Origin of the sequence: Antribacter soli (assembly GCF_021568775.1) — a bacterium.
Classification (GTDB): Bacteria; Actinomycetota; Actinomycetes; order Actinomycetales; family Cellulomonadaceae; genus Antribacter; species Antribacter soli.
Genome location: NZ_JAKGSG010000005.1, coordinates 25243 through 47243, shown reverse-complemented (window position 1 = coordinate 47243; position 22001 = coordinate 25243). Strand labels below are relative to the sequence as shown.

The following is a 22001-nucleotide window of genomic DNA, read 5'->3' as shown; positions in this document are numbered from 1 at the left end:
TGGCCAGGAGCCGCGTCCTACGCTCGTCTTGAATCGTTTCATCACCAGAACCTGAACCAGAACCCACGCTCACCGGTGCGCGTGCTGGCGCGCTCGACGCGCCGAGAGAAAGGACTCCCATGACGGCATCAACGAAGACGGTCGAGGCGGCCAAGGCTGCACTGCGCCGGCAGACGATCGAGCTGCCGTCGTGGGCGTTCGGGAACTCCGGCACCCGCTTCAAGGTCTTCGCCCAGCAGGGCGTGCCGCGGGACCCGTACGAGAAGATCGCCGACGCGGCCCAGGTGAACCTGTACACGGGCGTCGCCCCGCGGGTGAGCCTGCACATCCCGTGGGACCTCGTCGACGACTTCTCCGACCTGGCCCGGCACGCGGCCGGCCTGGGCGTGAGCATCGGCATGATCAACTCGAACGTCTTCCAGGACGACGACTTCATGCTCGGCTCGCTGACCCACCCGGACAAGAGGGTCCGCCGCAAGGCGATCGACCACCACAAGCAGTGCATCGACGTCATGCGCGCCACCGGGTCGAGCCACCTCAAGGTCTGGCTCGCCGACGGCCTCAACTACCCGGGCCAGGACTCGATCCGCGGGCGGCAGGACCGTCTCGCGGAGTCGCTCGCCGAGGTCTACGGGGCGCTCGACGAGGACCAGCACATGGTGCTCGAGTACAAGTTCTTCGAGCCGGCGTTCTACATCACCGACGTGCCGGACTGGGGCACGTCGCTGCTGCACTGCCTCGCGCTCGGCGACCGCGCCTCCGTGGTGCTCGACACGGGCCACCACGCGCCCGGCACCAACATCGAGTTCATCGTGGCGCAGCTCCTGCGCCAGGGCCGGCTCGGTGCGTTCGACTTCAACTCGCGCTTCTACGCCGACGACGACCTCATGGTCGGTGCCGCCGACCCCTTCCAGCTCTTCCGGATCATGCACGAGATCGTGCAGGCGGGGGCGCTCGACCCGGCGTCGGGCGTCAGCTTCATGCTCGACCAGTGCCACAACATCGAGCCGAAGATCCCCGGCCAGATCCGGTCGGTGATGAACGTGCAGGAGGCCACCACGAAGGCGCTGCTCGTCGACGCCGATGCGCTCCTGGCGGCGCAGCAGGCCGGCGACGTGCTCGGCGCGCACGGCGTCCTGATGGACGCCTATGACACCGACGTGCGGCCGCTGCTCGCGACGCTGCGCGAGGAGATGGGCCTCGCGGCCGACCCGATGGCGGCCTACGCCGCCTCGGGCTATGCGGACAAGATCGCCGCCGAGCGGGTGGGCGGCGCACAGGCAGGGTGGGGAGCATGAGCACAAGCACGAGCACCACGCCGCAGCGCGCGCGGGGCACCGGCGGCACGGCCGACGACGTCGTCGCGGCCCTGGTGGGCCGGTCGAACCGGCTGGGTTCCGACCCCCGGGTGACCAATTACGCGGGCGGCAACACCTCGGCCGAGGGCGTCGCCGTGGATCCCGTGACCGGCCGCGACGTGGAGCTGCTCTGGGTCAAGGGGTCGGGCGGCGACCTCGGCACCCTGACCGAGCAGAACCTCGCCGTGCTGCGGCTCGACCGGCTGCGCTCCCTCGTGGACGTGTACCCGGGGGAGGAACGCGAGGACGAGATGGTCGCCGCGTTCGACTACTGCCTGCACGGGCGGGGCGGCGCGGCGCCGTCCATCGACACGGCCATGCACGGCCTCGTGGACGCTGCGCACGTGGACCACCTGCACCCCGACGCCGGCATCGCGCTCGCGACCGCCGCAGACGGCGAGGCGCTGACCGCCGAGATCTTCGGCGACGAGGTCGTCTGGGTGCCGTGGCGCCGGCCCGGCTTCCAGCTCGGCCTCGACATCGCGGCCGTCAAGGCGGCGAATCCGCAGGCGATCGGGTGCATCCTGGGCGGGCACGGCATCACCGCGTGGGGCGGCACGTCCGACGAGGTGGAGCAGCGGTCGCTGGCGATCATCCGCAAGGCCGAGGAGTTCATCGCGGCCCGGGCCCGCTCCCTGGGGGCCCACCCGTTCGGTGACGTGCGCCGGGGTTACGAGGCACTCCCCGAGGCCGAGCGCCGGGCGCGCGCCGCGGCGCTCGCGCCGGTCGTCCGGGGGCTCGCCTCCGTGGACGCGCCCCAGGTCGGGCACTTCACCGACTCCGAGGTGGTGCTCGACCTCGTCGCCCGCGAGCGGCTCCGTGCCCTCGCCGAGCTCGGCACCTCCTGCCCTGACCACTTCCTGCGCACCAAGGTGAAGCCGCTCGTCGTCGACGTGCCCGCCTCGGCGTCGGTCGAGGAGACCGTCGTCGCGCTCCGCGAGGCCCACGAGGCCTACCGCGCCGACTACGCCGCGTACTACGAGCGCGGGGCCGCGGCCGCGCGCGGGCGTGGCGAGGAGCCGCCCGCGATGCGCGGCGCCGACCCGGCGATCGTCCTGGTGCCGGGCGTGGGGATGTTCTCGTTCGGCAGGGACAAGCAGACCGCGCGCGTGGCCGGGGAGTTCTACGTCAACGCGATCAACGTGATGCGCGGCGCCGAGACGATCTCCACCTACGCCCCGATCCCCGAGGCGGAGAAGTTCCGCATCGAGTACTGGGCGCTCGAGGAGGCGAAGCTGCAGCGCCTGCCGAAGCCGAAGCCGCTCGCCACGCGGGTCGCGTTCGTGACCGGCGCCGCCTCCGGCATCGGCAAGGCGATCGCGACGCGGCTCGCGGCCGAGGGCGCGTGCGTCGTCGTCGCCGACCTCGACCTCGCCAGGGCGCAGGCCGCCGCCGCCGAGATCGGCAGCGCGGACGTGGCGGTCGGCGTCGCCGCGGACGTGTCGAGCGAGGCCGCCGTGCAGGCCGCCCTGCGCGAGGCCGTCCTCGCGTTCGGCGGCGTGGACCTCGTCGTCAACAACGCCGGCCTGTCCCTGTCGAAGACTCTGTTCGAGACCACCGAGGCCGACTGGGACCTGCAGCACGACGTCATGGCGAAGGGCTCCTTCCTCGTGTCGCGCGAGGCTGCCCGCATCCTCGTCGCCCAGGAGATGGGCGGCGACATCGTCTACATCTCCTCGAAGAACTCTGTCTTCGCCGGGCCGAACAACATCGCCTACTCCGCCACCAAGGCCGACCAGGCGCACCAGGTGCGCCTGCTGGCCGCCGAGCTGGGGCAGTACGGGATCCGTGTGAACGGTGTGAATCCCGACGGCGTGGTGCGCGGGTCCGGCATCTTCGCGTCCGGCTGGGGCGCCAACCGGGCCGCCGTGTACGGCGTGCCGGAGGAGAAGCTCGGCGAGTTCTACGCCCAGCGCACCCTCCTCAAGCGGGAGGTCCTGCCGGAGAACGTGGCTGCCGCGGTCTTCGCGCTGTGCTCGTCGGACTTCTCGCACACCACCGGACTGCACGTGCCCGTGGACGCGGGCGTCGCCGCGGCGTTCCTGCGATGAACGTGCCACCGCCCGGGTTCGTGGCGATCGACCTCGGCGCCACCAGCGGTCGCGTCATGCTCGGCGTGGTCCGCCCCGGTCCTGACGGTCCGGCCGACCCCGGACCCGGCCGCGTGGAGCTCGTCGAGTGCGGCCGGTTCGGGAACGGACCGGTGGCCGTCCCGGGCGGCGCGTCGGGCTGGGAGCTGCGGTGGGACGTGCTCGCGCTGTGGCGCGGGATCGCGGCCGCGCTGCGCGGCGCAGCGCGGCAGGCCGAGCGCCTCGGCGTGGAGATCCGCGGTATCGGGGTGGACTCCTGGGCGGTGGACCACGGGCTGCTCGACGGCGACGGGCGCCTGCTCGCCGCGCCGTGGTGCTACCGCGACGAGCGGTTCGCCGGAGTGCCAGAGGCCGTGTACGAGCGCATCCCGGCGGAGGAGCACTACGCCGTCAACGGGCTGCAGACGCTGCCGTTCACCACGGAGTTCCAGCTCGTGGCCGGCCGGGCGGACGCCGCCTGGGCCGCCGCGGACCGGCTGCTGCTGGTGCCCGACCTCGTGTCGTACTGGCTGACGGGCCGGGCGGTCACGGAGGTCACCAACGCCTCCACGACCGGGCTGCTCGACGCCCGCACCCGCGACTGGTCCCACGTCCTGCTCGCACGGCTCGCGGGGGAGTACCCGGAGCTCGGCGAGCTGCGCGCGAGGCTGGCCGACCTCGTGGAGCCGGGCGCCGTCGTCGGACCGCTGGCCGCTGCTGTTCAGGAGGCGACCGGCCTGGGGGCGGTGACCGTGTACGCCGTCGCGTCGCACGACACGGCGTCCGCGGTGGCGGCGGCGCCGCTCGGGGCCGCGACGCCGGGGGCCGCCGCGTACATCTCGTCGGGGACGTGGTCGCTCGTCGGGCTCGAGCTGCCCCGGCCGGTGCTCATCGAGGCGTCGCGCGAGGCGAACTTCACCAACGAGCTCGGGCTCGACGGGACGGTGCGGTACCTGCGCAACGTCATGGGCCTGTGGGTGCTCGACGAGTGCGTCCGGCACTGGGAGGCCAACGGTGAGTCCGTCGACCTCGCGGCCCTGCTCGACGCCGCGCGGGCCGAGCCACGGTCGGGTGTGCTGATCGACGTCGACGGCCAGGAGCTGCTCGCGCCCGGCGACATGCCGCGGCGGGTGGCCGACGCCGTCGTGCGCGCCGGGGGCTCCGCGCCGGGGTCCCGGGCCGCGCTCGCGCGGGTGGTGCTCGACTCGCTCGCGGCGGCGTACGCGCGCGTGATCGCGCAGGCCTCGGCGCTCGCGGGGGTCGAGGTCGAGGCGGTGCACGTCGTGGGCGGCGGGGCGCAGAACGACCTGTTGTGCCGGCTCACCGCGGAGGCGACCGGGTTGCCCGTGATCGCCGGACCCGTCGAGGCGACGGCGCTCGGCAACGTGCTGGTCCAGGCCAGGGCCGCCGGGGTGCTCGGGGACGGCACGGACCTTGCCGACCTGCGCCGCGTCGTCGTGGCGAGCACGGAGCTGCGCCGCTACGCCCCGAAGGGCCAGGTCCGGATCCGGGTCTAGGGCTCAGCACGATGCCCGGGGCCGGCGGACCAGGGGTCTCCCCTCCCTCCCGCGGACGCGAAATCTTCCGGATGCCGGTGACGACCACCGGCGTACCGTGGAAGGCATCAAGCGGTCAACGACGATCGAGGGGGCCCGCGATGGCTGGGCTGGAGTCAAAGAGTTTCGACGCGCCTGATGACGTCCGGCCGTTCGCGGCCAAGGGCGGGGCGCAGGTCGTGAGAATCGCCGACAGCTCGGTGCTCAAGGGGACATTCGAACCTGGCTGGCGGTGGTCGGAGCACGTCCGTCCCATCGTGGGCGGGGACAGCTGCCAGTCCCCCCACTTCCTCTACGTGCTCTCGGGGCGGATGCACATCGTCATGAACGACGGGTCAGAGGCCGAGGCCGCACCCAACGACGTCGTGCACATCGATCCTGGCCACGATGCCTGGACCGTCGGTGACGAGCCGTGCGTCGTCGTCGACTTCGGGGCGTCTCCCACGTACGCCACCGCCCAGCACTGATCAGGAGGTTCTCGCCATGCCCAAGTTCATGGACGTTCACCACGGGATGCACGGAATCACCTCAGAGGGCTTGAAAGCCGCACACCAGGCGGACCTCGACATCCAGGACGACGAGGGGGTCGACTTCCAGAAAGCGTGGGGTGACCCGGAGTCCGGGATGGTCTGGTGTGTCTCGGAGGCGCCCAGCGCCGAGGCGGTCAAGCGCATCCACGAGCGCACCGGCCACCCGGCGACCGAGGTCTACCCGGTCCCGGTGGAGGTCTAGCCGGAGAGCGGCTCGCCTAGTGCCGGGGTGTCACGCTCGAGGCCCGGACGATCAGGCGCGGGCTGAGCAGGACCCGGTGCACCGGGCGGTCGCGGCCCTGCTCGATCCGCCGGGCCAGCAGCTCCACCGCCGTGGCGCCGATCGTCGACTTCGGCGGCCGGATCGCCGTGATCGGAGGGTCGGCCAGGGCGGCGACCTCGTCGTCGTACGCGACGATCGCCAGGTCCTGGGGGATCCGCAGGCCGCGTTCCTGCGCGCGCTGCGCCAGCGAGATCGCCTCCGGGTCGGAGTGCACCAGCAGGGCGGTCGCGCCGCTCGTCCCGGGGCCGCCCGGCCCTGGCCGGCAGGCGTCGAGGATCCGCCCCACGTCCTTCGCCCACGCGGCCTCGGAGTGGTTGACGGTCGCGAGGTCCGGCACGTCGCGGTCCAGTCCCAGCGTCTCGACCGTCTCCTGCCAGCCCTGCCGCACGCCCCGGCTGGTGGGGGAGTAGCGCGTCGTCACGAGCCCGATGCGCCGGTGCCCCTCGGCGGCGAGGTGCCGCACGGCGAGGCCCGCGCCGAGCGCGTGGTCCGTCACGACCGACTCGAGGTGCTCCTGGTACGGGCCGACGGTCGCGCGCCGCTCCATGAGCACCACGGGCACCTCGAGCGTCGACAGCCACAGGGCGAGCTCGGTGCCCTCGTCGCCCTCGGTCGGCGGAGCGACGAGCACCCCGTCGACGCCGGACCCGGCGCCTCCGACGAGCGCGGCGACCTGCCGCCGCACCTCGCCCGCCTCGTACGAGGAGCCGCGCAGGATGATCCGCACCCCGGCGCCGGGGGCGGTCGTGCGTGCCCCGCGGATCACCTCGGGCCAGTAGTAGTCCAGCGAGGGCACGACCATGCCGATGGTGCGCAGACCCCGCCCGACGCCGCCCGGGCCTGCGTCGGCCGCCCCGGGCCCCGCTCCCAGCCCCGCCGCGGGCGTGCCGGCGCGCGCCGGGCCGGTGTCGGCCTCGTCCGTGGCGGGCAGCCGCGCCCCGCCGTGCACCTTCTCCAGGACGCCCTCCTGGGCGAGCTGCAGCAGGTCGCGCCGGACGGTCACGGGCGTGACGCCGAGCGTGCGGGCGAGGTCGGTCACGCGGGCCGACCCGTTCGCGCGCAGCTCGGCGACGAGCCGTGCCCGGCGCTCGCTCGGCAGCAGGGTCGACTCGGCGGTCACGGGGTCTCCTCGGTCTCGGTAGGGCTCATGGTCACGCAGAACGTCCCGGTCGGCCGCTCGTCGCGCAGGGCGAGCCCGAGCCGGGTGAGGCGGGGGCCCCACACGTCGCGCAGGGCCGGGTCGTCGAGCTCCTGGACGTCGAGCCGCGCCTCCACGCGCGAAGCGTCCCACTCCAGCAGGAGCGGGCGCCCGCCGTGGCGCGCGGTCGCGCGTCCGTCGCCGAGGGCGACGTCGCCGGCGAGCAGCCAGTGCCACACGGTGCCCGACGCCGGACCGCCCGGGTGCACCGTAGCGCCGAAGGACCAGGTGTCGGTCACGGTGACCGCGCCCGAGCCCTCGCCCGCCGACCGGTCCAGCGTGACCTCGCGCCACCAGCGCTCGAGCCCGGGCACGGGATAGGCGCCGGCCAGGTCGACGTGCGCAGTCCACCGGGGACCGTCCGTCGCGGCCCCGAACCCCCGCGCCGCGTGCTCACGGCCCGGCGGCTGCTCCACGCCGCGCACGCGGGGGACGTTGTGCCAGTCGCCGCGCATCGGCCACTGCTCGTACCGGTCGGGCCCGAACGTGCCCGCGCGGTAGGTCGGCTTCCCGGCGTCGACGACGACGGGCACCCCGTCCAGGGTGACCGTCACCTGACCCACGTCCACGTGGTTGTGGTTCTCGTCGTTGTGCCCGCCCTTGAGGACGACGGCCATGCCGTCGGGCGACCCGGCGCGCTGCCGGGCGAGGGCGACCTCGGTGTGCGGCAGCACGAACGTCTCCACGAACGGAGGTGAGGCGGTCGGGGCGGCGGCCCATCCGGCGTCGGCCAGCAGGAGCACCGCCCGGGGAAGGCTGGACCGCTCGTCGAAGAGGATCTCCGGCCGGTCGCGGTACGCGGCCGCGTGCTGGGCCGCGGCGGTGTCGCCGAGGCGGAGGGCCCACCCGTGCAGCACGTTCCACGGCCAGGCGGCGACGGCGCGGGCGGGGCCGTCGGCGACGTTGACGTACCAGTCGCCCCCGAGGTGCATGCCGTGCGGGAACGCGACGGTGGCGCGGATCGCGGCGAGCGAGGCCGGTCCCGGTCCGGCGCCCGTGGCCCACCGCAGAAGGTCCTGCGCCTCGAGGGCGCGGGCGGCGCCCTGCCACCAGTAGTGGTAACCCTCGTCGACGCCGCCGTCGGCGGGCAGCGACGCCCAGTAGGCGTCGAGGCCCTCGGCGACGAGCCCCACGACCCTGTCGCGGCGCTCGCGGTCCGGCTCGAGCACGAGCGCCGCGGCGAGGACGTTGCCCTGGATCCACGGGCTCCAGTTCATGATCGGGTGGTCCACGCCGAGCCACCACCAGTCGCGGCGGTCCGTGAACGGGTGCAGCACGCGGGTGGCCGTCTCGATGCGGACGCGCTCGCGGACGCCGGGGGTGCGGGCGTCGAGCAGGGGGCCGAGCAGGTGGTCGACCCAGGCGAGCTGGGCGGCGACCTCCCCGGCGCCGAGGTCGAGGTACGGGTCGGTCACGGTGGGCGTGACGGAGCCGTGGCGGGCGAACGTGTCGTCGTGGGCGGCCCAGCACCAGGTGGACTGCTCGCACAGGAGGATCACGCCGTCGACCACCTCGTCGACCCAGCGGGTCTCCTGCGTGCGGAGCGCCGCGAGGGTGGCGCGGGTGAGGCGCTCGTGGCGCGCGGCGACGTGCCCCTCGTACTCGGCGCGGTCGCCGTCGCGGAAGAACCGTGCGAACTGGCTCGCGAGGGGCTGCGGCCACGGCGTGCCGAGCTCCTGCTCGGCGCGGGCGAGCACCGGCGCGAGGGCGGACGCGACGCGGGGTGCGTCCCACAGGGCGCGGTCGGTCACGTCGGGGACGGGCAGCGTCGCTGCTGCGTCGGTCATGCAGTCCTCCTCTGATTGGAACTGATCATATCGCGACCGATGCTGAACTGTAACGTACGAATGGGGTTGCGCTTGGCGAACTCATTGAGGTTTACTCCACCAGGGCCGATCGCAGATGATCGTAAATGTCCGATCGTAGGTGATCGGTGCCACTCGACGGAGAGGAGCGGATGTGCAGCGACCGGAGGTCCTGCTCGTCATGGGCGAGGAGACGTTTCGCACGCAGTTCGGGCCGGAAGAGCTCGAGCGCCTGCGGGCGATCGCCGTGGTGGGTGAGCCGCTGCACGTGTCCGGCTTCGACACGGACGCCGCCCGGGCGCGGCTCGCCGAGGCCGAGGTGCTCCTGACCTCGTGGGGCGCCCCCCGGATCACCGGAGCCGTCCTGGCCGCCGCGCCCCGGCTGCGGGCCGCGCTGCACTGCGCCGGATCGGTCCGCGGTCTCGTGTCGGACGAGCTCTGGGACCGCGGCGTGCTCGTCACCAACGCCGTCGAGGACAACGCCCTGCCTGTCGCCGAGTTCACGTTCGCCGCGATCGTCCTCGCCGGCAAGAAGGCGCCGTTCCTGGCCCAGGTGGCCCGCGAGCGGCGCGAGGACTGGTCCTACGCCCAGGAGCACGGCGAGCTGTCCAACCGCGGACGCACCGTCGGGATCGTGGGGTTCTCGCGCACTGGCCGCCGCGTCGTCGAGCGGCTCGCCGCGCTGGAGGCCGCGGAGGTCCTGGTCGCGGACCCGTTCGGCGACCGCGACGAGATCAAGGCCGCGGGCGCGCGCCTCACCACCCTCGACGAGGTCCTGGCAGCGAGCCACGTGACGTCCCTGCACGCCCCCGCCCTCCCGTCGACCCGGCACATGATCGGCGCGCGCGAGCTCGCCCTCATGCCCGACGGCGCGACGCTGATCAACACCGCGCGCGGGGTGATCGTGGACACCGCTGCGCTCGAACGCGAGTGCGCCACCGGCCGGCTGTTCGCCATGCTCGACGTGACCGACCCCGAGCCCCTGCCCCGTGACTCCGTGCTCTACGACCTGCCGAACGTCATGCTCACGCCGCACGTCGCGGGATCGCTCGGGTCGGAGACCCGGCGGATGACCGCCTCCGCCCTCGACGAGCTCGAGCGTTACGTCACGGGCGAGCCGGCGCTCGCGCCGGTGACCCGCGAGACCCTGGAGTTCAGCGCATGAGCTCGGGCGGGGTCCAGGAGCACCAGACCCGGTACGGCCGCACAGGCATGGACCGCGCACAGCTCGCCGCGTTCGCGGACGGGCTGCTCACCGCCGCGCTCGGCCACGCGTCGCCGTCGGGCAGCCTGATCACCCTGCCCGGCAAGCCGGGCGGGTACGGGACCGCCGTCGACGGGCTCGAGGGCTACGCACGGACGCTGCTGACGGCCGGGTTCCGGCTCGCCGGCGAGGGCGGCACCGACCCGCTCAACCTGGCCGAGCGGTACGCCGCGGGCCTGGCCGCCGGCACGGACCCTGCCCACCCCGAGCGCTGGGTGCGGCCCGAGGAGCACGGGCAGGCCAAGGTGGAGGCCGCCTCGATCGCGCTGATCCTCGACCTGACCCGCCCGTGGATCTGGGACCGGCTCGACGCCGGGGTCCAGGAGCGCACGATCGAGTACCTGAGCAGCGTCGTGGGCGACCGGGACTACCCGCACAACAACTGGGTGTGGTTCCGGATCGTCGTGGAGACGTTCCTGCGGTCCGTGGGCGGTCCGTGGTCGGCCAAGGACATCGAGCGGGACCTCGCCGTGCACGACGGCTTCGTGCGCCCCGGCGGGTGGTTCTCCGACGGCGACGAGCGCGCCTACGACCACTACGCCGGCTGGGCGCTGCACCTGTACCCGATCCTCTGGGCGCGCATGCAGGGCGCCGCCGAGGCGCACGCCCCGCTCGGCGCGGGCACGCGCCACGCGCGCGACGTGGCGCACCTGGACCGGTTCCTGCAGGACGCCGTCCTGCTGGTCGGGTCCGACGGCGCCCCGCTGTTCCAGGGCCGATCCCTCACCTACCGTTTCGCCGCCGCCGCGCCGTTCTGGGCGGGCGTGCTCGCCCAGGTGCCGAGCGCGTCACCCGGCCTGCTGCGGCAGGCCGCCACGCGCGTGGTGGGGCACTTCGTCGACCACGGCGTGCCGGACCCCGACGGCCTGCTCAACCTGGGCTGGCACCACGAGTGGCGCCCGCTCGTCCAGCGGTACAGCGGCACGGGATCGCCCTACTGGGCGAGCAAGGGGCTGCTCGGGCTCGCGCTCCCCGCGCAGCACCCGGTGTGGACCGCGGCCGCCGAACCCCTCCCCGTCGACGCCGGCGACGTGCGCGCCGTGGCCGGGGCGCCCGGCTGGGCGATCAGCGGCACGCAGGCCGACGGCATCGTCCGCGTGGTGAACCACGGGACCGACCACGCGTTCGAGGGCGACCTGACGGGGGACTCGCCGCTCTACGCGCGGCTCGGCTACTCGACGGCGACCTCGCCGCTGCTGGACGCACCCGCCTGGACCGACCCCGGCGACCAGTCGGTGGTGCTGCGCGACGCGCAGGGCCGCGCGACGCACCGCTCGGGCTTCCGGACGCTGGACCTCGCCGCGGTGGAGTCCGCAGCCGTGCTCGGCTCGGTCGCCGAGGCGCACTGGCTCGACGCCGACCTGGCCGCGCCGGACCACGGGTCGGGCCGCCCGGGCACCGCGCGCGTGGCGGGTTCGGTGACCACCGTCTCGGTCGTCCGCGGGGCCTGGGAGGTCCGCTTCGTCCGGGTCGCCGGCCTCGTGACCGGCGACGACGCCACCGCCGCCCGCGCGCTGGAGATCACGGGATGGGCGGTGAGCGGGACCGACGCCGACCACGCCGGGCCGGGTGACGTGCGCGCCGGCGGCCTGGGTTCGCGGGTCGTTCCGCTGCTCGGCGGCCTGACCGCCGGGGCGCGCGAGCACACCCACGCGACGCCGTTCGGCCCGCGCACGGTCGTGCCGTTCGCGGCGGCCGAGCCCGTCCCCGCAGGGGAGTGGGCGGCCGTGGCGGTCGGCCTGTGGGGCCCGTCCGCAGATCCCACCCCGCCGGGCGCGGAGCTGGACGACGGCGTCGCCGTCGTCACCTGGCCCGACGGCACCTTGACCCGGGCGAAGCTGCCCGATCCGGGGCACTGAAGCCCAACCCATCCACTCGAAGGAGAGCAAGGAATGAATCGCAAGATCATGACAGCGGTCGGCACTGCCGCCGCGGTCACCCTGGCCCTGACGGCCTGCAGCGGCGGAGCCGCCGGCGACGCCGCCACCGAGGAGCCGGCAGGTCCGGTCACGATCAGCATGGCCGGCTGGGACCTCGCGGCAGTGCCCGAGTTCCAGACCCTCGCCGACGCGTACCACGCGGCGAACCCGGACGTGACGGTCGAGCTCAAGGAGTACCCCGCGGGCAACGACTACGACACCGCGCTGACGGCCGACCTGGCCGCCGGCACGGCGCCTGACGTCTTCATCGTCAAGAACCTCAAGAACTACATCACGTTCCAGGCCGGCGGCACGCTGCTCGACATCTCCGACGTCGCTGCCGAGCTCGACCCGGCCACGGGCGGCCTGGAGGCGATGGCGATCGACGGCGCGACCTACGCCGTGCCCTATCGCCAGGACTCCTGGGTGCTCTACTACAACAAGGACCTGTTCGCGCAGGCCGGGGTGGCCGAGCCGGACGGCTCCTGGACGTGGGAGGACTACGACAAGGCGGCCGTCGCCCTGAGCGCGGCGTTCAAGGCGGCCGGCTCCACTGCGACGGGGACCTACCAGCACGGCTGGCAGTCCGTGGTCCAGGGCTTCGCCCTGGCGCAGTCCGACGGCGCCTCGCTGGACAGCGGCGACTACAGCTACCTCGAGCCGTTCTACGAGCAGGCGATCGCCCTGCAGGACGGCGGGGCCCAGCCCACGTACGCCACCGTCACCACGAACAAGCTCACCTACCAGGCGCAGTTCGGGACGCAGCAGTCGGCCATGCTGCCGATGGGCTCGTGGTACATCGCAACGCTCGTGAAGCAGCAGGCGTCGGGCGAGGCGAACGCGTTCGAGTGGGGCATCGCCCCGATCCCGCAGCTCGAGTCCTCCACGGCGGGCGTCGACAACACGCCGGTCACGTTCGGTGACCCCACGACCATGGGCATCAACAGCGCAATCGACGAGGCCAAGGTCGCCGCGGCCAAGGACTTCCTCGCGTTCGCCGCAGGCCCGGAGGGCGCCGCCGCGCTCGCCGCCATCGGCATCACGCCGGCCCTGATCGACGACACCGTCACGGAGACGATCTTCCGCCTCGAGGGCGTGCCCACGGACGACCTGTCGAAGTTCGCGTACACCACGCACGAGACGCTCCCGGAGAACCCGGTGGGCGAGAAGACCGCCGCGATCCAGACCATCCTCGGCGAGACGCACACCGCGATCATGTCGGGCTCCGTCCCGGTGGCCGACGGGATCGCGGAGGCCGAGGAGCGGGTCGCGAACGAGGTCGGCTGACCCACCGTTGCGGGGGGGGGGGGGGGGGGCGGGGGGCGGCGGGGGCGCCGCGCGGGGGGGGGGGCGGCCGGGGGGGGAGACCGCGGGCGGCGGACCCCCGGTTCCGCCGTGGTGGTCGCGCCGGCCGACGGAGCGACCACCTCGGCGGGGAAGTCCAGCCGAGGTAGTCACGCCGTCGGACGGAGCGACTACCTCGGCGCAAGGAACTGACGAGGAGACACCCATGACGACCACCGTCGTCGACCACCCCGCAGGGCCGCTCGGTCGTCCTGGCGCGGCCCCCCGGTCCACCCAGCCGTGGCACCGCCGCCCGGGAGACCGGCTGAAGGTCCGCAACGCCCTGATCGGCTGGACGTTCATCCTGCCGAACTTCCTCGGCTTCGCCGTCATCACCCTCGTCCCCGTGCTGACGCTGTTCTACATCTCGCTGACGAACTCGAACATCTTCGGGACCGCGACGTTCACCGGCCTCGAGAACTACGTCAAGCTGGCGAGCGACAAGAGCTTCCACACGGCCCTGCTGAACACGTTCTACTACGCGGCGGCGCACATCCCGCTGACCATCGTGGTGTCGCTCAGCCTCGCGCTGCTGCTCAACCGCAAGATCCGTGGTGCCGCCTTCTTCCGCACCGTCGCGTTCTTCCCCTACATCACGTCGATCGTCGCGATCGCGGTCGTGTGGAACATGCTCTTCAGCCCGGAGTTCGGGCCGATCAACCAGTTCCTCGGCCTCTTCACCGACGGCGAGCTGCCCGGCTGGACGGTCGACAAGGACTGGGCCATGCCCGCGGTCATCATCGTCGGCACGTGGCGCGACATGGGCTACTACATGCTGCTGTTCCTCGCGGGCCTCCAGACGGTCCCGGCCGAGCTGCACGAGGCCGCCCGCGTCGACGGCGCCAGCGCCTGGCAGCGGCTCTGGAACATCACCCTGCCCTGCCTGCGGCCCACGATGTTCTTCGTCACCGTGATGATCACGATCGCGAGCTTCAAGGTGTTCGACCTGATCCTCGTCATGACCGACGGCGGGCCCGGTCAGGCGACCCTCGTGCTGAGCCAGTTCATCTACAACAAGGGCTTCGTGCAGTTCCAGTTCGGCTACGCCTCGGCCGCCGCCGTCGTCCTGTTCTTCATCTGCATCCTCGTCACCGTCGTGCAGTTCCTCTACAACAAGCGCAAGGAGGCGTGATGGCCGCCCGTTCCAACGCCCCGGCGGTCGCCGCCCGCGTCGTCCTCTACGTCGTCCTGTGCACGGCCGCCGCCCTCATCCTGCTGCCGTTCGCCTGGATGGTCATCTCGTCGCTCAAGACGAACAACCAGGTCTTCACCGCCCCCGTGCAGTGGGTCCCGGACCCCGTCCGGTGGGCGAACTACCTCGACATCTGGGCAAGGTCCGACATGGCGACCTGGCTCAAGAACACCGCGTTCCTCGCCGTGACCGTCACGTTCCTGCAGGTGCTCACGGGCAGCTTTGCCGCCTACGGCTTCGCCAAGATGCGCTTCCCGGGCCGCGACGTGCTGTTCCTGGTCTACATCGGCACCATCGCCGTGCCGTGGCAGTCGTACTTCATCCCGCAGTTCCAGATGATCTCCGGCTGGGGCCTGAACAACACCTTCTGGGCCATCATCCTGCTCCAGGCGTTCGGCGCCTTCGGCGTGTTCCTGATGAAGCAGTACTACGAGTCGATCCCCGACTCCCTGTGCGAGGCCGCCCGCATCGACGGCCTCTCGGAGTACGGCATCTGGTGGCGCATCATGGTGCCGCTGTCGGTCCCGGCCATCGCCTCGCTGACGCTCATCACGTTCGTCAACACCTGGAACGACTACCTCGGGCCGCTCATCTACCTGCGCGACCGCGAGCTCTGGACCATCCAGATCGGCCTGAAGTCCTTCATCGGCCAGTACAACGCCGAGTACGCGCTCATCATGACGGGCTCGGTCCTGTCGGTCCTGCCCATCGCGATCATCTTCCTGCTCGGCCAGCGGTACTTCGTCGAGGGCATCGCGACGACGGGCGTGAAGGGGTGAGCGTCGCGGCCGGCGCTGCCCCGACGCGCCGAAGCCTGATCAGCCAGGAGATGTACGAGCTGGTGTTCGGCACGGTCTACACGGGCCTGATGACGAACCTGCTCCTCGTGGTCGGGTGCCTGCCGGCGGTGCTCCTGGTGGTGGCGACGGACCTGGCGGTGACCTGGCCGGTGCTCGCCCTGACCGCGCCGCTGGTGGCACCGGCCCTGACCGCGGCCTTCGCGGTCTTCGCCGCGTACCGCGACGGGTCGACGACGGTGGTGCGCACCTTCGTGCAGGCGTGGCGGCTGCACGTGCGCCGCTCGCTCGCGATCGGTGCGCTCGCGACCGGCGTCGTCGTCGTGACGGGCGTCGACGTGGCGTTCTTCTGGGGCAGGACCGCCGGAGCCGTCGCCATCCCCGTGCTCGTCACCCTCATGGCCGGAGCCCTGGTCACCGCGGTCCTGGCCCTGGCGGCGGTTCCCGAGCTGCCCGGGGCACGACTGCGCGACCTCCTGCGGGCCGCCCTCTTCCTGGGTGTGCGGCGGTGGTACCTGAGCGTGGGATCGCTCGTCGTGCTCGGGCTCCTGGCGGGCGTCGTCGGAACGCGTCCGGCGGTGGGCCTAGGCTTCGTCGCTGCACCGCTGCTGTACGTGGTCTGGGCAAACGCGCGGTTCGCGCTGGGGCCGGTCGTCCACTGATGACTCACGTGGCCGCCGCCGGGGGCGGCCGCGTGCGCACCACCCACCCGGTACTTCCTCCGCAACGACGCGACACAGGAGTACACCATGAGAACGAACGTGAGGCGGACCGCCACGGCGGCTGCCGTGGCCTGCGCGGTGGCGCTGCCGGCCGGGGCCCTGAGCCTGGCGCCGACGGCGACCGCCGCGGGAGAGATCGTCGTCCGGCCTGACCCGACCTACGCGGGCGGCGTCTGGGAGGGCTGGGGCTCCAGCCTCGTCTGGTCGGCGAACGCGACGGGCGGCTACCCCGACGCGATCCGCGAGCAGCTGGCCGCCATGCTCTACGGGCCCGACGGGCTGAATCTCAACATCGCCCGGTACAACATCGGCGGCGGCAACGCCCCCGACGTGCCGTCCTACATGCGCAACGGCGCGGCGGTGCCGGGCTGGTGGCAGGCACCCGCCGGCACCACCCGCACCGACAAGAACTGGTGGGACCCGGCGAACGCCAGCCACTGGAACTGGGACGCGGACCCGCGGCAGCGGTGGTGGATCGACGAGATCAAGCCGTACGTCACCCACTGGGAGGCGTTCTCCAACTCGCCGCCGTACTTCCAGACCGTGTCCGGGTACGTGTCCGGCGGCACCAGCGGCACGACCGACCAGATCCGCACCGACACCCTCGACGACTTCGCCACCTACCTCGTGCGCGTCACCGAGCGCCTGGAGGACACGCACGGGATCACGTTCGACACGATCGACCCGCTCAACGAGCCCAACACCGGCTACTGGTCGACGACGATCGGCTCGGACGGCAACCCGACCGGCGGGCGGCAGGAGGGCGCGCACGCCGGTCCGGCACTGCAGTCGCAGGTCATCTCGGCCCTGGCAGCCGAGCTCGCGAAGTCCGGGACGACGACGGACGCCGTCATCTCCGCGATGGACGAGACGAACCCGGCTCTGTTCACGACCAACTGGACGTCGTACCCCGAGGCGACCCAGGCCGCCGTCGCGCAGATGAACGTCCACACCTACGGCACCGGCCAGCGCACCTCGGTGCGCGACCTCGCCAAGGGCGAGGCCAAGCCGCTGTGGATGAGCGAGGTCGAGGGCACCTGGGGCAGCGGGCTCGACTACACCACCATGGACCCGGGCATCGGCATCGCCGAGCGGATCACGAGCGACCTGCGCGAGCTCGAGCCGACGGCGTGGGTGCTCTGGCAGCCCATCGAGGACGTCGACGTCGCGACCTCGAACTGGGGGTCGATCCACGTCCCGTTCTCCTGCCCGTCGAACGCGACGCTCGCGACCTGCCCGATCAAGACCAACTCGAAGTTCGACACCATCCGGAACTTCACGCACTACATCCGGCCCGGTGACCGGCTGATCGGGACCGACAACACGTCGACGACGGCGGCGGTGAACGCGGCGGGGACGCAGCTCAAGGTCGTGTACGTGAACTCGTCCTCGTCGGCACAGACCGTGCGGCTCGACCTGTCGCGGTTCGGCGCGGTGTCCGGTGCGTCCGTGACCGCGGTGCGCACGTCGTCCGCGGGGCGGCTCGTGGAGTCGGCGCCGGTGTCGTTCTCCGGCACCACGGTGGACCAGTCCGTGCCGGCCCGCTCGGTGACGACGTTCGTGGTGGACGGGGTGTCCGGGGTGGCGGCTGCGGCGTCTGCGCTGCAGGACACCCACGAGTACCGGCTCGTCGGGGTGGGCTCGTCGCGGGCGCTGGCCCCGGCGGCCTCCGGGTCCTCCGCCGTCCTGCGGACCGTCGACACCGCGGCCACCACGCAGCGGTGGTCCGTCGACCGGGTCTCCGGCACGCCGGGGTCCGCCGGGTCGAACCGGTCGCAGTACACGGTGACGAACGTCGGCTCGGGGAAGCGGCTGGCGATCCGGAGCGGGGCGCTCGTGCTGGAGACGGTGTCGGGTTCCGCCGACGCGGCCGCGCGGTGGATCCCTTCGACCACCGGCGACGGGACGTACACGCTGGTCAACGCGGCCACGTCGACGCTCGTGGACGTGGTGAGCGCGAGCACGGCGGACGGCGCCGCCGTCGACGACTACAAGCCCACCTCCGGCAACAACCAGCGGTGGACGCTCGTGGACCTCGGGGCGACGACGAACGTGGCGACCCTCTCCGGGGCGGCCGTCACCGCGACCTACACCGAGAGCGGGTACTCGGCGGCGGCGCTGCGCAACGGGGTGGTGGCCGAGAAGGCGTGGTCGAACTGGAGGCCGGGGACGAAGAACACCAGCGAGACGCTCACCGTGACGCTGCCGGCGTCGCGGGCCGTGACGAGCGTGAAGCTGCACTTCTGGCGCGACGGGGCCAACACGAGCTGGGCGCAGACGGTGCGGGTCGAGACCCGGAGCTCGTCCGGGACGTGGGTGGCGGCGAGCGGTGAGGTCACCGTGACGGCCGCGTCCTCCGGTAACCCGGTGGTCGAGGTGCCGATCGCCGCGACCACCACGGACGCCGTCCGGGTGGTGCTCACTCCGTACGCCAACGGGTACGTGACGGCGGGCGAGCTGGAGGTCTACGCCCAGCCGTGACGCTTCAGTCTGTGCCGGAGTAGAACCGGCCGAAGTCTTTCCGCGAGGCGACCATCCGGCCGCTCGTTCCTCGCGGCCTCCCGCCAGGCCCATCCAGCCTCGCGGAGAGACTTCGGCCGGTTCCACTCCGGCAGGTTCTACTTCGGCGTCGAGAGGAACGGCTCCACGTGCGTCCGGTACCGGTCCAGCACGGTTGCCGCCGTCTCGGCCGCCGGTGGCGCCCAGATCTCCTCGTTGAAGATCTCGGTCTCCACGTACCCGGCGTATCCGGCGTCGGCCACCCAGCGGGTGATCGTCGCGAAGTCGATGTAGCCGTCCCCGACGTGCCCGCGTGAGTTGAGCGGCTCGGCCGCCAGGGGCAGGACCCAGTCGCACACCTGGTACGACGCGATCCGTCCCTCGGTGCCCGCCCGCTCGATGGCAGGGCGCAGCTCCGGGTCCCACCACACGTGGTAGGTGTCCACCACGACCCCCACCTCGGCCGCGGCGAACGGCGAGGCCAGGTCGAGCGCCTGGCCGAGCGTGGAGACGACCGCCCGGTCCGCGGCGAAGATCGGGTGCAGCGCCTCGAGCACGATCCGCACGCCGTGGTCCCGCGCGAACGGCACCAGGTCGGCGATCCGGTCGGCGACGCGTGCCCGCGTGGCGACGAGGTCGCGGTCCGCGGCGGAGGCGTCGGCCCGCGGGCCCGCTCCCGGCGCGGACGCCGCCGGCAGCCCGCCCACCACGAAGATGAGCTCGGGGGCCCCGATGGTCGCTGCCTCCTCGATCGCGCGCCGGTTGTCGTCGAGCGCGGCCTCGATCCCCTCAGGGGAGATCGCGGTGAGGAAGCCGCCGCGGCACAGCGACGACGCGCGCAGCCCGGCCTCCTCGATGATCCGCGCCGCCTTGGCGGCGCCGACCTCCTGCACGCGGTCGCGCCACGGCCCGACCGCGCCGAAGCCCGCCTCGGCCGCGGCCTGCGTGGCCTCCTCGAGCGTGGCGTGCTTGACGGTCGCGGTGTTCAGCGACGCGCGGCTCGCGGCGCTCATCGGACCACCCCGTTCACCTGGAGGAACGCGGTGATCCGGGACGCGGCGAGCTCCGGGTCGAGCAGCAGGCCGCACTCGTCGGCGAGCCGGAACAGCTCGGCGAGGTGGCGCACCGAACGCCCGGCATGCAGCCCGCCGACGAGCTGGAACCCCGGCTGGAAGCCGTTGAGCCACGACAGGAATGCGATGCCGGTCTTGTAGTAGTACGTCGGCGCCTCGAAGATGTGCCGACCCAGCGCCTCGGTCGACGCGAGGATCGCGTGCCCCCGCCCGTCGTCGCCGGCGTCGAACGCCTGCAGGGCCGTGGACGCCGCCGGGTAGATCGCGGCGAAGATGCCGAGCAGCGCGTCGGAGTGACCCTCGTCGTCGCCCGTGATGAGCTCGGGGTAGTTGAAGTCGTCGCCCGTGTAGAGGCGGACGGCAGGCCCGGGCAGCGCGGCGAGCGACCGCCGCAGCCCCACCTCGTGCGACGCGTCGAGCAGCGACACCTTCACGCCGTCAACGCGCGCCTGGTGCGCCTTGATGACGTCGAGGAACACCTCGGTGGCCTCGGCGACCGACGCCGACCCCCAGTACCCCTCCAGGGCAGGGTCGAACATGGTCCCGAGCCAGTGCAGGATCACCGGCTGGTCGGCCTCGGCCAGCACCGCGTCGTAGACGCGGGCGTAGTCCTCCGGCCCGCGCGCAACACGAGCCAGCGCGCGCGACGCCATGACGATGACCTGAGCACCCGCGTCCTGCACCACGCGCACCTGCTCGCGGTAGGCGTCGGTCACCGCGGCAAGCGCGGCCGGGTCGCCCGGCGTCCAGCCCGCGACGGCCGCGGGGTCGAGCTGGTCCGTGCCCGCCCCGCACGCGACGCGCGCCCCGACGGAGCGCGCCTCCGCCGCGGACCGGCGCACCAGCTCCTGAGTCGCCGCCCAGTCCAGGCCCATGCCGCGCTGCGCGGTGTCCATCGCGTCGGCGACGCCCAGCCCGTACGACCAGATGCGGTGCCGGTACGCCAGCGTCGCGTCCCAGTCCACGGCGGCGGGCGCGCCCGGCACGTTCTCGGCGCCGACCTGCGGCACGACGTGGGCCGCGGCGAAGGCGACGCGCGAGACCAGGGGGCGCTCCGGCGTCGTCCACGGGCCGGGTGAGCGCAGGGCGCGCACCTCGATGTCCGACGTCTCCGCCGAGAAGGCAGGCAGCGTCACGGACACCCCGCTCGCCTCGAGCAGCGGGCCCGCGCTCACAGCGTGATCTCCGGGACGGCGAGGCGGCGGCCCTCGGCCGACGACTGCAGGCCCAGCTCGGCGAGCTGCACGCCGCGGGCGGCGGAGAGGAGGTCGAAGCGGTGCGGGCGTCCGGCGACGACGTCGCGCAGGAACTCCTCCCACTGCAGCTTGAAGCCGTTGTCGAGGTCGGCGTTGGCCGGGACCTCGAGCCACTGCTCGCGGAACGGCTCGGTGACGGGCAGGTCCGGGTTCCACACCGGCTTGGGGGTGTGAGCGCGCTGCTGCGCCACGCACTTGCGCAGGCCGGCCACCGCAGAACCGTGGGTGCCGTCCACCTGGAACTCCACGAGCTCGTCGCGGTAGACGCGCACGGCCCACGACGAGTTGATCTGCGCGACCACCGGGTCGCCGCCCGGGGTGGTGATGTCGAAGATGCCGTAGGCGGCGTCGTCGGCGGTGGCCTCGTACTGCTTGCCCGCCTCGTCCCAGCGCGTCGGGATGTGCGTGACGGTCGTGGCGGTCACCGTGCGGACCTGGCCGAGGATGCCCTCGAGCACGTAGTTCCAGTGGCAGAACATGTCCGTGGTCATGCCGCCGCCGTCTTCCTTGCGGTAGTTCCACGAGGGGCGCTGTGCGGCCTGCGTGTCGCCCTCGAACACCCAGTAGCCGAACTCGCCGCGCAGCGACAGGATGCGGCCGAAGAAACCCTCGTCGACGAGGCGGCGCAGCTTCACGAGACCCGGCAGGTAGAGCTTGTCGTGCACGACGCCGGCCGTCACGCCGGTCTCCTCGCGCAGCCGGGCGAGGTCGATCGCCTCCTGCAGCGTCTCCGCGGTGGGCTTCTCCGTGTAGATGTGCTTGCCGGCCCGCATCGCCTTGGTCAGCGTCTCGGCCCGCAGGGAGGTCATCGAGGCGTCGAAGACGACGTCGACGCTGTCGTCGGCGATGGCGGCGTCGAGGTCGGTGGTCCAGTGCTCGACGTCGTGCTTCTTCGCGAGCTCCCGGATCTTGTCCTCGTTACGGCCCACGAGGACCGGCTCGACCTGTACCCGGGTGCCGTCAGGCAGCTCGACACCGCCCTGCTCGCGGATCGGCAGGATCGAGCGAACGAGGTGCTGGCGGTAGCCCATGCGCCCGGTGACGCCGTTCATGGCGATGCGCAGGGTTCGTGCGGTCATGCGGGACTCCCTTGTCGTGAGGCGCGGGAATGCGCTTTCCCAAGCGTACGTCGAGAG

17 protein-coding genes are annotated in these 22001 nt (G+C 72.7%); 12 read left to right on the top strand and 5 right to left on the bottom strand.

What is annotated here, in order from left to right; translation table 11 throughout:
• Positions 1-119 precede the first annotated feature (119 nt).
• From rhaI to L1785_RS00725, 5 genes are all read left to right on the top strand, one after another.
• Positions 120-1298: an L-rhamnose isomerase gene (gene rhaI, locus L1785_RS00745; RefSeq protein ID WP_236087200.1), complete on the top strand. Its 1179-nt coding sequence runs from the start codon at positions 120-122 to the stop codon at positions 1296-1298.
• Positions 1295-3409 (top strand): bifunctional aldolase/short-chain dehydrogenase, encoded by a 2115-nt coding sequence (locus L1785_RS00740; protein ID WP_236087199.1) that lies wholly within the window; start codon positions 1295-1297, stop codon positions 3407-3409. Before rhaI ends, L1785_RS00740 begins: the two co-directional genes overlap by 4 nt.
• Positions 3406-4944 (top strand): rhamnulokinase, encoded by a 1539-nt coding sequence (locus tag L1785_RS00735; RefSeq protein WP_236087198.1) that lies wholly within the window; start codon positions 3406-3408, stop codon positions 4942-4944. The genes L1785_RS00740 and L1785_RS00735 overlap by 4 nt, the downstream gene beginning before the upstream one ends.
• Positions 4945-5162: 218 nt before the next feature.
• Complete coding sequence (locus L1785_RS00730; RefSeq protein WP_236087197.1) at positions 5163-5450, top strand: cupin domain-containing protein; 288 nt, start codon at positions 5163-5165, stop codon at positions 5448-5450.
• 16 nt (positions 5451-5466) lie between these two features.
• Complete coding sequence (locus L1785_RS00725) at positions 5467-5715, top strand: SCO4226 family nickel-binding protein (protein WP_236087196.1); 249 nt, start codon at positions 5467-5469, stop codon at positions 5713-5715.
• 16 nt (positions 5716-5731) lie between these two features.
• Here the strand turns inward: L1785_RS00725 and L1785_RS00720 are convergent, their stop codons facing one another.
• On the bottom strand, positions 5732-6916 hold the full coding sequence (locus tag L1785_RS00720) for a substrate-binding domain-containing protein (RefSeq protein ID WP_236087195.1): 1185 nt from the start codon (positions 6914-6916) through the stop codon (positions 5732-5734).
• A complete protein-coding gene (locus tag L1785_RS00715) occupies positions 6913-8781 on the bottom strand; it encodes a heparinase II/III family protein (RefSeq protein WP_236087193.1) in 1869 nt (622 codons plus the stop codon). The genes L1785_RS00720 and L1785_RS00715 overlap by 4 nt, the downstream gene beginning before the upstream one ends.
• A 172-nt stretch (positions 8782-8953) precedes the next feature.
• On the opposite strand from L1785_RS00715, the gene L1785_RS00710 reads away from it, so the two are divergent.
• The 7 genes from L1785_RS00710 (at position 8954) to L1785_RS22665 (ending at position 18518) form a co-directional block, all read left to right on the top strand.
• Positions 8954-9964, top strand: coding sequence for a hydroxyacid dehydrogenase (locus tag L1785_RS00710; RefSeq protein ID WP_236087192.1), 1011 nt, complete (start codon positions 8954-8956; stop codon positions 9962-9964).
• The gene (locus L1785_RS00705) at positions 9961-11922 is read left to right on the top strand and encodes a DUF2264 domain-containing protein (RefSeq protein WP_236087191.1); all 1962 of its coding nucleotides are present in this window, start codon (positions 9961-9963) and stop codon (positions 11920-11922) included. Before L1785_RS00710 ends, L1785_RS00705 begins: the two co-directional genes overlap by 4 nt.
• 33 nt (positions 11923-11955) lie before the next feature.
• Complete coding sequence (locus L1785_RS00700; RefSeq protein WP_236087190.1) at positions 11956-13269, top strand: ABC transporter substrate-binding protein; 1314 nt, start codon at positions 11956-11958, stop codon at positions 13267-13269.
• 223 nt (positions 13270-13492) lie between these two features.
• On the top strand, positions 13493-14458 hold the full coding sequence (locus tag L1785_RS00695; RefSeq protein WP_236087189.1) for a carbohydrate ABC transporter permease: 966 nt from the start codon (positions 13493-13495) through the stop codon (positions 14456-14458).
• A complete protein-coding gene (locus tag L1785_RS00690; RefSeq protein WP_236087188.1) occupies positions 14458-15297 on the top strand; it encodes a carbohydrate ABC transporter permease in 840 nt (279 codons plus the stop codon). Before L1785_RS00695 ends, L1785_RS00690 begins: the two co-directional genes overlap by 1 nt.
• The gene (locus L1785_RS00685; protein WP_236087187.1) at positions 15294-15977 is read left to right on the top strand and encodes a YesL family protein; all 684 of its coding nucleotides are present in this window, start codon (positions 15294-15296) and stop codon (positions 15975-15977) included. The genes L1785_RS00690 and L1785_RS00685 overlap by 4 nt, the downstream gene beginning before the upstream one ends.
• A gap of 87 nt (positions 15978-16064) precedes the next feature.
• A complete protein-coding gene (locus L1785_RS22665) occupies positions 16065-18518 on the top strand; it encodes an RICIN domain-containing protein (RefSeq protein WP_268914666.1) in 2454 nt (817 codons plus the stop codon).
• Positions 18519-18655: 137 nt separating this feature from the next.
• Here L1785_RS22665 and L1785_RS00660 read toward each other — a convergent pair whose 3' ends face one another.
• Genes L1785_RS00660 through L1785_RS00650 form a run of 3 tightly spaced genes read right to left on the bottom strand, consistent with a single transcriptional unit; the run spans position 18656 to position 21944 of the window.
• Positions 18656-19549: a sugar phosphate isomerase/epimerase family protein gene (locus tag L1785_RS00660; protein ID WP_236087186.1), complete on the bottom strand. Its 894-nt coding sequence runs from the start codon at positions 19547-19549 to the stop codon at positions 18656-18658.
• A complete protein-coding gene (locus L1785_RS00655; protein WP_372461765.1) occupies positions 19546-20784 on the bottom strand; it encodes a dihydrodipicolinate synthase family protein in 1239 nt (412 codons plus the stop codon). Before L1785_RS00655 ends, L1785_RS00660 begins: the two co-directional genes overlap by 4 nt.
• Positions 20781-21944 carry a Gfo/Idh/MocA family protein gene (locus tag L1785_RS00650; RefSeq protein ID WP_236087185.1) on the bottom strand — a complete coding sequence of 388 codons (1164 nt, stop codon included), beginning with the start codon at positions 21942-21944 and terminating at the stop codon, positions 20781-20783. Before L1785_RS00650 ends, L1785_RS00655 begins: the two co-directional genes overlap by 4 nt.
• Positions 21945-22001: the final 57 nt, after the last annotated feature.

Coding starts and splice junctions, on each gene's coding strand:
- rhaI (WP_236087200.1), top strand. CDS start 120: ATGACGGCATCAACGAAGACGGTCGAGGCGGCCAAGGCTGCACTGCGC.
- L1785_RS00740 (WP_236087199.1), top strand. CDS start 1,295: ATGAGCACAAGCACGAGCACCACGCCGCAGCGCGCGCGGGGCACCGGC.
- L1785_RS00735 (WP_236087198.1), top strand. CDS start 3,406: ATGAACGTGCCACCGCCCGGGTTCGTGGCGATCGACCTCGGCGCCACC.
- L1785_RS00725 (WP_236087196.1), top strand. CDS start 5,467: ATGCCCAAGTTCATGGACGTTCACCACGGGATGCACGGAATCACCTCA.
- L1785_RS00715 (WP_236087193.1), bottom strand. CDS start 8,781: ATGACCGACGCAGCAGCGACGCTGCCCGTCCCCGACGTGACCGACCGC.
- L1785_RS00705 (WP_236087191.1), top strand. CDS start 9,961: ATGAGCTCGGGCGGGGTCCAGGAGCACCAGACCCGGTACGGCCGCACA.
- L1785_RS00700 (WP_236087190.1), top strand. CDS start 11,956: ATGAATCGCAAGATCATGACAGCGGTCGGCACTGCCGCCGCGGTCACC.
- L1785_RS00695 (WP_236087189.1), top strand. CDS start 13,493: ATGACGACCACCGTCGTCGACCACCCCGCAGGGCCGCTCGGTCGTCCT.
- L1785_RS00690 (WP_236087188.1), top strand. CDS start 14,458: ATGGCCGCCCGTTCCAACGCCCCGGCGGTCGCCGCCCGCGTCGTCCTC.
- L1785_RS22665 (WP_268914666.1), top strand. CDS start 16,065: ATGAGAACGAACGTGAGGCGGACCGCCACGGCGGCTGCCGTGGCCTGC.
- L1785_RS00660 (WP_236087186.1), bottom strand. CDS start 19,549: ATGAGCGCCGCGAGCCGCGCGTCGCTGAACACCGCGACCGTCAAGCAC.
- L1785_RS00650 (WP_236087185.1), bottom strand. CDS start 21,944: ATGACCGCACGAACCCTGCGCATCGCCATGAACGGCGTCACCGGGCGC.